This is a genomic window from Dokdonella sp., from assembly GCF_041395345.1.
Lineage (GTDB): Bacteria > Pseudomonadota > Gammaproteobacteria > Xanthomonadales > Rhodanobacteraceae > Dokdonella.
Window position 1 is genome coordinate 37,992 of the sequence record NZ_JAWLAR010000014.1, and the last position, 11,939, is coordinate 49,930.

General features: G+C 61.2%; 9 protein-coding genes. 2 read left to right on the forward strand and 7 right to left on the reverse strand.

Features of this window, described 5'->3' with window-relative positions:
* Positions 1-318 precede the first annotated feature (318 nt).
* From pyk to R3F00_RS13335, 4 genes are all read right to left on the reverse strand, one after another.
* On the reverse strand, positions 319-1,785 hold the full coding sequence (gene pyk, locus R3F00_RS13320; protein ID WP_371282284.1) for a pyruvate kinase: 1,467 nt from the start codon (positions 1,783-1,785) through the stop codon (positions 319-321).
* A gap of 113 nt (positions 1,786-1,898) precedes the next feature.
* Positions 1,899-2,561, reverse strand: a complete 663-nt coding sequence (locus R3F00_RS13325) for an HAD hydrolase-like protein (protein WP_371282285.1) — start codon at positions 2,559-2,561, stop codon at positions 1,899-1,901.
* Between the two features lie 166 nt (positions 2,562-2,727).
* On the reverse strand, positions 2,728-3,903 hold the full coding sequence (locus R3F00_RS13330) for a phosphoglycerate kinase (protein WP_371282286.1): 1,176 nt from the start codon (positions 3,901-3,903) through the stop codon (positions 2,728-2,730).
* A gap of 125 nt (positions 3,904-4,028) precedes the next feature.
* Positions 4,029-6,617: a winged helix-turn-helix domain-containing protein gene (locus tag R3F00_RS13335; RefSeq protein ID WP_371282288.1), complete on the reverse strand. Its 2,589-nt coding sequence runs from the start codon at positions 6,615-6,617 to the stop codon at positions 4,029-4,031.
* On the opposite strand from R3F00_RS13335, the gene R3F00_RS13340 reads away from it, so the two are divergent.
* Together R3F00_RS13340 and R3F00_RS13345 are read left to right on the forward strand one after the other, a co-directional pair.
* The gene (locus R3F00_RS13340) at positions 6,616-7,680 is read left to right on the forward strand and encodes a hypothetical protein (RefSeq protein ID WP_371282289.1); all 1,065 of its coding nucleotides are present in this window, start codon (positions 6,616-6,618) and stop codon (positions 7,678-7,680) included. The two genes, R3F00_RS13335 and R3F00_RS13340, sit on opposite strands and share 2 nt — an antisense overlap.
* Complete coding sequence (locus R3F00_RS13345) at positions 7,677-9,227, forward strand: hypothetical protein (RefSeq protein WP_371282290.1); 1,551 nt, start codon at positions 7,677-7,679, stop codon at positions 9,225-9,227. Before R3F00_RS13340 ends, R3F00_RS13345 begins: the two co-directional genes overlap by 4 nt.
* Before the next feature lie 18 nt (positions 9,228-9,245).
* Here the strand turns inward: R3F00_RS13345 and R3F00_RS13350 are convergent, their stop codons facing one another.
* From R3F00_RS13350 to R3F00_RS13360, 3 genes are all read right to left on the reverse strand, one after another.
* Entirely contained in the window at positions 9,246-9,596 is a 351-nt protein-coding gene (locus R3F00_RS13350; RefSeq protein WP_371282291.1) for a glutaredoxin family protein, read from the reverse strand.
* A gap of 89 nt (positions 9,597-9,685) precedes the next feature.
* Positions 9,686-11,215: a DUF4080 domain-containing protein gene (locus tag R3F00_RS13355; protein WP_371282292.1), complete on the reverse strand. Its 1,530-nt coding sequence runs from the start codon at positions 11,213-11,215 to the stop codon at positions 9,686-9,688.
* Positions 11,216-11,265: 50 nt separating this feature from the next.
* Positions 11,266-11,895, reverse strand: a complete 630-nt coding sequence (locus R3F00_RS13360) for an AAA family ATPase (protein WP_371282293.1) — start codon at positions 11,893-11,895, stop codon at positions 11,266-11,268.
* Between the last annotated feature and the right edge of the window lie 44 nt (positions 11,896-11,939).

Genomic DNA, 11,939 nt, shown 5'->3' on the forward strand with positions numbered 1-11,939 from the left:
CCCGCAGGGTGGCTCGCAGGGATGCGAGCCCGTTCGCTGCCAGCACACGGAGGTGCTGTCAGTGATCTTCCGGAGCCGCACCGTGCAGTCCTGGGGCAGGATGCCCGGAGACTGCTGCATCGGGGTGCTCTTTCGCTTGGTTGCTTTTCTTTGAGCAAGCAAGGAAAAGTGACTCGCCCGCATGGGAGGCGGGCGAAAAACCGGCGTGGATGCCGCGCCGCGAAGCGGCGGTAATGGGAGGACAAGTTGACCGTCCATCGAGCCGTTTTGCAGCGCTTTGGCGCAACGTCAAAACGAACACAACGAAACAGCTCGAGATCAAAGATCCCCCAACCCCTCCGCCACACCACCCTCCCCAACCCGCAACAATTTCAGCGTGTTGGTGCCCCCCAGCTGACCCGTGTGGTCGCCCGTGGTCAGGATCACGCGATCGTTTTCGGCGAGATGACCGAGATCAAACAAGTGCTGGATCGCCGCGCGGGCAGCCTGGGTCGGCCCGACATCGTGTGGATCGAACTCGATCGGATGCACATCGCGATAGAGCAGCATGCGTCGGCGTGCACTGCCGTTTCTCGAGAGCGCATAGATCGGCACGGTCGATCGGTGCCGCGAAAGCCAGCGCGCTGTCGTGCCCGATTCAGTGAGGGCCACGATGGCACGCACATTGATTCGGTCGGCCAGGAACATGGTCGCTAGCGCGATGGCCTGATCCGTGCGATCGAGCACGCGCGCGCCCGGCGCAACATCATTGGGCGGCTCGAACTGGCGTTCGGCGCCCAGGCAGACGCGGCACATGGCGGCGACGGCCTTGTCCGGGTGACGGCCCGAGGCGGTTTCCTGCGAAAGCATGACTGCATCGGTACCGTCGATAACCGCATTGGCCACATCGAGCACTTCGGCGCGCGTCGGGATCGGAGAGTCGACCATCGATTGCATCATCTGCGTAGCCGTGATGACGACACGGCTTCGCTCGAGTGTTTCGCGAATGATCTTCTTCTGCAGCCCCGGCAATTCGGCATCACCAATCTCGACGCCCAGATCGCCTCGCGCGACCATGACCACATCGCTGGCATTGATGATGTCGCCCAGCGCCGCGATGGCCTCGGTGCGTTCGATCTTGGCGACAATGGCGGCATCGCCTCCAGCCTCGCGCAGCAACAGACGTGCCTGCTCGACATCCTCCGCAGACTTGACGAAGGAGACCGCCAGAAACTCGACCTGCAGTTCGGCGGCAAGCTGGATGTCGCGGCGATCCTTGTCCGACAATGCGGCAACGGTGAGCCCGCCGCCCTGTCGATTGATGCCCTTGCGATCGGACAGGCGCCCGCCAATTTCGACCCGGCAACGCACCTGCTCGGGAACCACCTCGACGACCTCCAGGGCAATCAGCCCATCATCCAGCAACAACAAGTCGCCCGCCTTCACATCCCGCCACAGGTCCAGATAGCCCACACCTACGCGATTGCAGTCGCCGGGGGGTGCATCGGCGCGACAGTCCAGGATGAACGCCTGGCCGACCTCCAGATGCACGGCGCCATCGGCGAAGCGCTCGACGCGAATCTTCGGCCCCTGCAGATCAGCGAGTACCGCCACTTCGCGCCCCATTTCGGCCGCAACCGCGCGCACGGCTGCTGCACGTGCCCGATGATCATCCGGATTGCCGTGGGAGAAATTCAGGCGCACCACATCGACGCCTTCCATCAGGATGTTCTTCAACATTCCCGGGGCGTCGGTAGCCGGGCCCAGGGTGGCGATGATCCGGGTTCGTCGCAACTGTCCAGACATGCATCGATTCCTTGCTTTCAGCGCATGAACCTACCACAGCCCGGTGACAACTGAATGCGTGAGAATCACGTTCCGGATTCGTCCCGCAGCCTGTCCCGCTATCCTTGAATGCCCTAGTGCACGTGTCCGCCGAGACATTGGGCAAGACACGCTTCCAGCTCCCGGGGATTGGCCACGATGGAGTCGGCTCCGGCTTCGCGCAGTTCCTGCATGCCGCCGAACCCCCAGAGGACACCAATACCACGCACGGCGTTTGCCCGGGCGCCTTCGATGTCGAAATGGCGGTCGCCAATCATCATGGCATCCCGCGCGGAGCCATCCAGCTCGCGCAGGGCGCTGGCCACGAGGTCCGCCTTGCTGCAGCTGCGTGTATCGGGCGTCGGCGCGAAAACGGCTTCAAACAGCTTGCCGAACGGCAGATGTTTCACGATCCGACGAGCCTGCGAAGCCACCTTGCTGGTCACGATGGCCAACCGGTTGCCACGTCCGACCAGTTCGACGAGCAGATTCTCCATGCCCGGATAAACGGTATGTTCGCTCCATCCGATCGCGTCAAAGCGCTCGTGATAATGGTAGACGGCCTCGTCCACGCGCTTCGCATCATCACCCAGCACCTGCGCGAACGACGCGTGCAGGGGCGGCCCGATCCAGCTGCGCATGCGCTCCTGATCCGGTGGATCGACCCCCACGCTGCGCATCGCGTGGACCATGCTAGAGGTGATGCCGATTTCCGAATCGATCAGGGTGCCATCGAGATCGAACAGGATCAGTGCCATCGGCTATCCCCTACGGATCATGAATGCGCGCGATGTTCGCGCAGCCCATTGGATTCACGCGAATTTTCGTGATCGAACGCATCGCGGGGACAATGGCGGCCTGAGCGAAATTTCGCCTGGATTCAAGCGACAAGCGAGGGTGCGTGTACTTCATGATTTTCAGGGGCTATGCGCCGCGCGCACGCAATGCCGCTACCGCCGGCAGCTCATGTCCTTCGAGGAACTCGAGGAAGGCCCCGCCCCCCGTCGAGATGTAGGAAACCTGGTTGGCGATGCCGTACTTGTCGACCGCCGCCAATGTGTCCCCCCCGCCGGCAATCGAAAAAGCGGGCGACTTCGCGATTGCGCGAGCCAGCGTTTCCGTGCCCGAGCCGAATGCATCGAACTCGAACACGCCGACCGGGCCGTTCCAGACTACCGTGCCGGCCTTGTCGATCATGCTCGCGTACTGGGCTGCTGTCTGGGGCCCGATATCGAGAATCATGTCCTCGTCGGACACCTCGGCGACCGGCTTGACGGTTGCCGGCGCGTCGGCCGCGAAGCGCGGCGCGACCACGACATCGACCGGAATCGGAATCCTGGCGCCACGCGCCTTGGCCGCGGCATTGATCCGGTTTGCGGTGTCAATGAGATCCGGCTCGCAGAGCGACTTGCCGACCTTGAATCCGGCCGCGGCGAGAAAGGTGTTGGCGATCCCGCCACCGACGATGAGCTGGTCGACCTTGTCGACAAGATTCTCGAGCAGGGTCAGCTTGGTGGAGACTTTTGAGCCCGCAACAATGGCCAGCAAGGGTCGCGACGGGTATTCGAGCGCCTTGGCCAGTGCGTCGAGCTCGGCCATCAGCAATGGACCGCCGGCGGCGATCCTGGCGAAACGGATCACGCCGTGGGTCGATGCCTGGGCCCGATGCGCGGTGCCGAACGCATCCATGACAAACACATCACAGAGCGCCGCGTATTTCTTCGAAAGCGTCTCGTCATCCTTGCCTTCGCCGACATTCATGCGACAGTTTTCGAGCAGGGTGACCGAGCCCGGGGCCACATTGACACCATCCACCCAGTCACGAACCAGTGGCACGTTTCGGCCAAGCAACTCTGAAAGTCGTACGGCTACCGGAGCCAGCGAGTCCGCCTCGCTCCACTCGCCCTCTCTGGGTCGACCCAGATGCGACGTCACGAGCACGGTGGCACCCTTCGCCAGTGCGAGGGAGATGGTCGGCAAGGATGCCGTGATGCGCTGTTCCGAAGTGATCGTGCCGTCTTCAATCGGCACATTGAGATCCTGCCGGATCAACACGCGCTTGCCCTTGAGTTCGAGATCGCTCATGCGAAGTATGGGCATCGATGGTCCCCTGTGTAGGCTGCCTGGAATTCAGTGCGCCATTACAGCGACAGCGCGCAGGGAATGCAATGTAAAACCGGCTGCGCATTCCAGTATCGCAATTGATCAGCCTCCGGCGGCGGAAGCTATTTGGCAGCCTTGCAAGATGCGGGCGGCGGATTGCGCAGGCGCAGAACCTCACCGCTTTCCAATGCACGGACAAGTCGTTGGCGAATGCCATCCATGCGATTCTGCCCTTGCAAGGCAAGGCCATCCAGGGAATCGAGCAGGGTTTTCGCCTCTGTCCGGTTTCCCGCTACTGACCGTTGCATGGAGCGAAGAAGAATAGCCATGACACGCTTCTCTTCCGTGGACGATCGCGTAATCAGTCTCTCGGATTCGGAAAGAGACGACTCGGCACTGTCGCGCTGTCCTTCCAGCAGGGCGCGCTCCGCTTCAAGGAGCGAAACTGACAGCTCGATTTCAGCCATGTCGACGGCCGCTCCCGGCGTCTCTGCAAGAAGCACGATCGAACGACGGGCATCTTCCAGGTACGCCTGCGCACGCCCGGGATCGGAGCAAACCAGGGAAAGCTCTGCGTGGCCAACCAGCACCTGGGCAATAGAGAAGGGATCGTCGGTGCGCTGGGCGAAATCCTGCGCCTGATCCATCAGTCGCTCGGCTGATTCTGCATCCTCCTGATCCAGCGCGATCTTCGCAGCCAACAATGCCGCGGAACTGGCCGCCCCCCAGTCCTGCGAAGAAAGCGCCGTATCCAGACCTTTCGTCGATGCTGACCGCGCGACTTCAGTTGCACCCACCTGCCACGCGCCTTTCGCCCAGTCGATCAGAGTACTCGCCAGCAATCGCGGATTATTGACCTGGCTGGCCCTTTCAACAGCTTGACTGAACCATTCATTCGCAATGGCTGCTTCGCCTGAATCGAGAAATGTGTTGGCGATGCGAATGGAGAACGCGACTGCCAGATAGCGATCGCCACTGGCTTCTGCAAGACGCAACGATTCATCGGCCAAGGCGGCCGCATGCGCCTTATCGCCCCGACGTATCGCGATCTCGCGCTGCCTGTCCAGCACCGATGAAAGCTCGAAATCGGCCTGGCTTGACCTGAACCAGGATTCCGCAATGGCCAGGCTTTGCAGGGCTTCGTCGTAGCGCTGGAGGTCAGTCAGCACGGAGCCTTCGACGAGCGCCAACTGGGCGAGCAGATCGGGCTGGGGAGCCTCGATCAGTTCGCGCGCCTTTCGAACCTGTTCGAGCGCACGCTCATAGTCGGTCTGCTGACCAAGGGCGCGAGCTTCATTGAGCATCGCCTCAGCTGCAATTTCCTTCCAGCCAAGTGCAAGCGCCTTTGCTGAGGCGGAGGCCGCGGCGGCGGTTGCCTGTTCCAGCTGTCCCCGTCGCAACCGGATTACCGACTCCAGAAGATCTACCTCGGGCAAATCCGGCCGAAGTTCGCGTGCGTGAGCAATGAGAAAATCAAAACGATCTGCCTGTCCCGTATGCCCGGTCAACCTCGCAGCCGTCAGCGTTGTGTCGTATCGCTCGGGCTTGAGCAAGTACATGGCATAGGAGCGCTCGGCTGCCTCGTCAAAACGACCTTCTGCCTCATCCAGCTGGACCTCCAGGGCAAGTCTGAGTATCGCTGGAGCCTGAGCGGCCCTGGCAAGGCCTTCTCGCGCAGATTTCGCCGATTCCGCATCTTGCGCCTGAAGATACTGTGCGCGAGCGAGTGACAGCCAGGCAGGCAAGAACTCGGGCTCGCCGATGACGACGGGCGCCAACGCCGATTCGGCAGACTGACCTTGCCGACGCATCAGGGCCTGACTCGCCGATACGTAGGCGCGAAGCGATGTCCAGGTTCGAGGCAAGACGAGGTCACGCGCGGCCCCTTGGGACCGCCCAATCAACGGCAAGGACGCGGCAGCACGCAGACGATCAACAGCATTGTGCACCTGCTTTCGCAGGTCGCTATCCTTGTCTATGACCAGCGTCAGGATTTGTCTCTCCTGCCCCGGATCTATCGACCAGATCCATCTACCCGACCCGTCCGAACTGACCTTGTGCCGCAAGAGGCGTCCACTACGGCCAATCGCGATATCTGATACCGGGAATGACGAAGACCCCGCCAACTCGATACCAAGATCAAGGGCGATAGCGGTACCCAGCATTTCACCCACCCACTGGGGCAACTCCGGACTGGACTCGGCCACTGCCACGGCCACGTAACCTTCAGATTCGCTTGCTCCGCTGAGTGCCGCGGTCTGCCCATCGGTACTCGAGGAATGAAAGTGGATGACTGCTGCCACCAGGCAAGCAGCAATGCAGAGTGCCAGGATCCAGCCAAGACGGCCGCGAGATGCGGCGACATCAACTTCGCACGAGATTGCCGGTTCGAGAGGCTTCGAGCGCTCCCCCACGACGTCACCGTGAAAGCGGTAGCCGTGCTTGGGTACGGTCTCGATCAGATCCTCTCCAAAAGGCGCCAATGCCTTGCGAACATGCCAGACAAGCTTTCCGAGCGTGTCATCCGCCACGACCGAGCGCGCCCACAAGCGCTCGTGAAAAGTTTCACGGCTGACCAGTTGACCGTTCAATTCAACCATCAGGAGCAGGGCATCAAGGGTTTTTGGTGCACAAGGCACCTCGCGACCCTCGGGATCGAGCAGACGACGCTCGTCCTGATCGAGAACAAAACCGGAAAACCGATAGCGCATGGACACTCCACGCCTGCTGACACCCTCGGCAGATGATTCGCCATTTCACCCGGTGGATGCAACGAAGAAAAAAGGAAGTTCCCGTCCGGGCCGGGTCGGCCACCGCGGGCTAGGCTCGGACTGCCAATATTGGAGGCTGAAGATGATTCAACCATGGAACCTGTCGGCCATCGCATTGATGTCCGTCCTGGCCATGCCTGCCCGGGCTGGAACGCCGCTACAAGCCGTCGTCTATCTCGCGGAATTGCAATCCGAGCAGATCTACAGAATCAGCCTCGATTGGGATGGCGCAGGCACGCTGACGGTTTCCGAACCCCAATTTGTCGGTACGGCTGCTGCAGGTGGCGGACTTGTTGCATCAGAGACCCTCATATATGTGACCGGAGCAGGTCAGGTCAGTCGTATTGATTTGCGCAACGGCCAGGTCGCGACCGTGCAAAGTTTCAACAATGCCAACACCTGCAGCATCGACCCAACCGGGGAGAATCTCTATTGCGGCTGGCGTTCAGCATTGAGTCGCGTGCCTACCAGCCCGTTCGGCAATGGCACTGCGGTGCAGCTGGCTGGCGACGATGTAGAGATTACTGGCGTGGCATTCACTCCCACTGGCGATAGCTTCTATTCGACCGGCACCGAGGCCTTCAATGGTGACTTTGGCAGCCTCGATCTGGATACTGGACAAACCATGCGCCAGCAGGCCGGCGCCTTTGCTACCGGTCTGGCATGGGACGCCTACACACAGAAAATACTGATTGCCGGCCTTGGCCGGTCGAGATTGGTCGATCCCGCAGCGCCAGCGGTCATCCATAGCCAGCGCGATGACAGCGCAAGCGAAAACTATCTCTCGCTCAGTCCGGATGGCTTGGGTCATGCCATCGGCACCCGCTGCTGCATCGCCAGCCCTCGATTGGTCCTGCTCGACTACTCCAGCACGGGGAACCTGGCAGATCCGCAGACCGTGATCGTCTCCGTCCCGATTGCCGACCTGACATTTCTGAGCGGACAAGCCATCTTCGCTGGAGACCGCATCTTTCACAGCGCATTCGAAGAGGGTGAGCCATGAACCGGCTTCATCGTGATCAGCATCGAAAGGAGGGCGTGCCAGCTGCGTGCAGCGCGGCAGCAGGAGCGCAACTGGCTGGCCCGGTAAACGTTGCTGGAATCCACATTCCCAGTCACGGCGGGCGATGGCACAAGGTGCTGATTCCTGCCCTTGCCCTTGTCACGCTGGTTTGCTCGAATGCGGCACCCGCGATTGATGGCGCCTACGACCCGGGTTATGCCCTGGGCGGAAGGCGCACGGTTTCTGCTGCGGGCTATCACTCCCTGGTGGGGGTGCACTTGCGCCCGGACCGTCGCGCCCTGCTCGCCGGATCCTGCAGCGGTTTCGCTACGAATGGCTCCATTGTTACCACACTGTGCGCCGCGGAACTCTCCACCGAAGGCGCATTGACCGACTATGGTCCACCTCCAGCGGATACCGTCGGCGGCGCAGTAGCGATGACCGAGCTGCAACCGCAGCAGCCTGGGGAGTCCTTCTACGCGAACGACTCTGCTATAGACGGCAATGGTCGCCTGCTGATAGCCGCAGAAACCATATTCAATGGCTCTTCAAGGGCAAGTCTGGCTTTACTGGGTCCGCGGGGCGATGTGCTTGCAGGCGTGTTCGTAAGGGCACCCGGCACCAACGAGCTGGACAACGGCCGATTCCAGGCCATCATCGTCGACAGCGAAAACCGAGCCGTAGTGGCAGGGTCGGTGCGTCGCACCAACGGTCGCTATTCACTACTCGTCATGCGATTCAACTCAGATTTGAATCCGGATCCAACGTTTGGCAACAACGGTTCCGTGCGCGTCGACTACGTCGACCGCAACAGCAATGCAGCAGACATCGAAATCGACAGTCAGGGTCGAATCCTCGTCCTTTGCAACCAGTGGGAAACAGATTTTTTCGCCACGTTCAATACGCTGTATCGCTTCACCTCAACCGGTGCTATCGATACGACGTTCGGCTCAGGCGGAGAGACCACGATCGGCTCCACGATCGACGCACAGGCGGGCGGGCTGGCCATCGACGCCAGCGATCGCCCGATCGTTCTGGGCACTACGGAAGATCCATTCCAGGGCGATACTGACCTCTATGTCGCCCGATTCCTGCCCGATGGCAATCCGGACATCAGCTTCTATCCCATCCCGGGTTTCGGTGGCGGGTACAGGGTGATCGAAGCTGAAGTCGAGCTTAGCCTCGGCCCCAATGAGGCGCCGGGAGATGTAGTGATCCAGACAAATGGCAAGATCCTGCTGGTGGCAACGGCGCTACGCATTGATGGCGGGGGTGGCAGCTACTTCTTCAGCATGCGCCTGCTTGCCAATGGGAACAACGATCCCGGCTATGGTGTTGGCGGAGCCGGGGTCGGAACCTACGCAGGCGCGCCCTCAGCAGGATTCGGAGATACGGGCGTCGCGCAGGTGCTCGATCCGACAGGATTCCTGTACGTTGCAGGCGAATCGCGCAGCACCGACCAGTTCTCGATTCCCGCATTTGGCATCGCGCGCCTGCAGAACATGGACGCCGTCGAACCCAGCCTTTTTGCAAATGGATTCGACTGAGCCTGCCCGGCCAGGGGACTATCGATACTTTGCGAGTTCCTCCGAGAGTTGCTCTGGCGAGAAGCCCGAAAAGCGCCTGCCATTGATCAGGATCAGCGGCGTACCCCTGCCGCCCTGGGCCTGCCATTCCGCTCGCGCTACCTCGGAGGTTTCGATGTCCCGTTCTTCCCAGGTCAGGTTCTGATTTTCAAACCAGTCTCGGGCCTGAGCGCAGTAGCCGCAGGTCCTGGTCGAGTACATCACGATATCGAGGTCAGGCTTTGCCGCTTCGCTGGCCAGGGCCTCGGAAGAACAGGTCAACGCGGAAAATGCTCCAGCGCAGATGACAATCAGGGACAGCAGCGCACGTTGCAGCATTTTCCACCTCATCACGTTGTGCCGTTCTCGGCGATGAGGGTAAGAGTGCCTTGCGCACATTTAGTTCCTGCTGGCTTCCCATGGCCGGCGTTTCAAACGGATCAGGTGCGCAAATGGCGGGCCTGGCGGACAGGGGTCGAGCCGGCATCCCTCTTGCGTGGTGTCACGCGTGCAGTTGCACCGACTTCAAAGCGCAAGCGGCTGCGTCCTCCGGTGCCGCGATAGTCGGAGATCAGGGCATCGCCAATCCCGGTGGCATCGAGTTCGCGCACCTTGCAGAGATACTCGTGCAGCAGATGCACAAGACGTTCCTGGGCCAGGGCATGGGTTTGCCCGGTTCTCGCGTAAAGCCAGTCGCTGAATCCGAGAAAGTGCTGAAACGGATTGCCCTCGAGCAGCAATGGCAGGGTCCTGGGATAGCGCCCCGAATTGGCCACGATGTCCCAGTAGCGCGAAAAGCGCGACAGCCGCTGCATCGTGGCAAAGTCGATGGCTGCGGTAGAAAGGATGTTGTACGGAGGATCCGGATTGAAGCGCAGTCCGAACTCCCGTGTATGCCGCGCGATAGGTGCGCCACGCAGGCGCTTGAGTATGCCGAACTGGATTTCGTGCGGAGCCAACTGGACCAGCCGGTTGAATCCATCGGCAAATCCGCTCATGTCTTCGCCTGGCAAGCCGGCGATCAGGTCCACATGGAGGTGGGCCTTGGAGTGTTCTCGCAGCCAGGCGATGTTTGCGGCTGCCACCTCGTTCTTCTGTCGTCGTGACACGCGCGCCTGTACGACCGGATCAAAACTCTGGATTCCGATCTCGAACTGGATCGTGCCCGCCGGAAATCGCGAAACGGCCTCTTTCAGACGCTCGGGCAAATGATCCGGGATCAGCTCGAAGTGGACGAATGGGGGATCTTCCGGTGCTGCGGCAATCTTGGCGAGAAAGAATTCGAGAATGGCCAGGGAAGTGTCGACCTTGAGATTGAAGGTGCGATCGACGAACTTGAACTGGCGCGCGCCACGTGCGTGAAGCGACTCAAGGTCGGCCAGAAAAGTCTCCAGCGGAAACGGCCATGCGGTCTTGTCCAGTGCTGACAGGCAGAACTCGCACTTGAACGGACAGCCGCGCGATGCCTCGACATAGAGGTGCCGCTTGTCAACATCTTCTTCGGTGTATTCGGAATACGGCGACGCGATGGCGGGTAGCGGCGCCTGCACGCCGGCGATGACCCTTGTTGGCGGCGCCTCACCCGACATCAGCTGGCGCACCAGACTGGCGAAGCTGACGTCGCCCCAACCGGTAATGACATAGTCAGCCAGGGCGCAGATGCGCTGCTCCTCGATCTCGAAGCTGACTTCCGGGCCACCGAGGACGATGATCAGCTCCGGCGCGACAACCTTGAGCTGCGCTACAAGCCGGGTCGTTTCCTCGACGTTCCAGATGTACACCCCGATCCCGAGGATGCGGGGTTGTGATTCGAGGATCCTTTCGACGATCTCTTCGGTTTTCTGGCCAGTCACGAACTCGCGAATGAGCGAGGACTCGCGCCACTTGCCCAGGTTCGCGCGCAGGTAGCGCAAGCCCAGTGAGGCGTGCGCATAGCGGGCGTTGAGCGTGGACAGTACTATCTTGGTCACGCAGGCATTATCGCCATTCCGCATGCAGACAGGTGGGTGAGATCGGGATTTCAAGCCCTGTCGCCGGAAACGGCAGCCGCAATGCCGTCCCGAATAGTCGCGATCGCCGCTCGGCACATGTCCGCTGCAGGCAAGGTTGCATCGACGACCAGCGTGCCCTCGGGAGGGGGATCACGCCGGGTCAACACGTCGTTGACGGTTTCCGGCGTGCGGTCCTGCGCGATATGGCTGTTGCTGGCCAAGTCCCTGGCGACGCGCTCCCTGGCCAGATCGGGCGGGCACTCGACCAGCAGCGGAATGGTCACGATGCCGTGCTTGGCAGCCACTTCCGCCACCCGGTCCAATTCGCTGCGGCGTGAAAAGGTCATGCCGTCTATGACGCTGCCGGCGCCGAGCATGCAATTGATCTCGAGTGCGAGCAGCAGGCTCCTGTAGGCTGCCCGCTTTTCGATGAAGCTGTAGTTGCAGCGCGGAAACATCGCCGCCCTGATCCGATCACGGCAGACCCGGCGCAAGCCGAGCTGATCTTCGATTGCACGCGCGACCACGCTCTTGCCTGCGCCCGGCAATCCCATCACGGCGATCACGATGGGCCGCACGCCACGTTCAGCCCGCAGTGGAAATGCCTCACCCGTCGGTTCCGAATTCGATGCCGCAGCTGGGCTGTGTTGCGTCGACATGGGTCCCTACCCTTGCGTCTTCCGAATCAACCATCCGTGCCAGA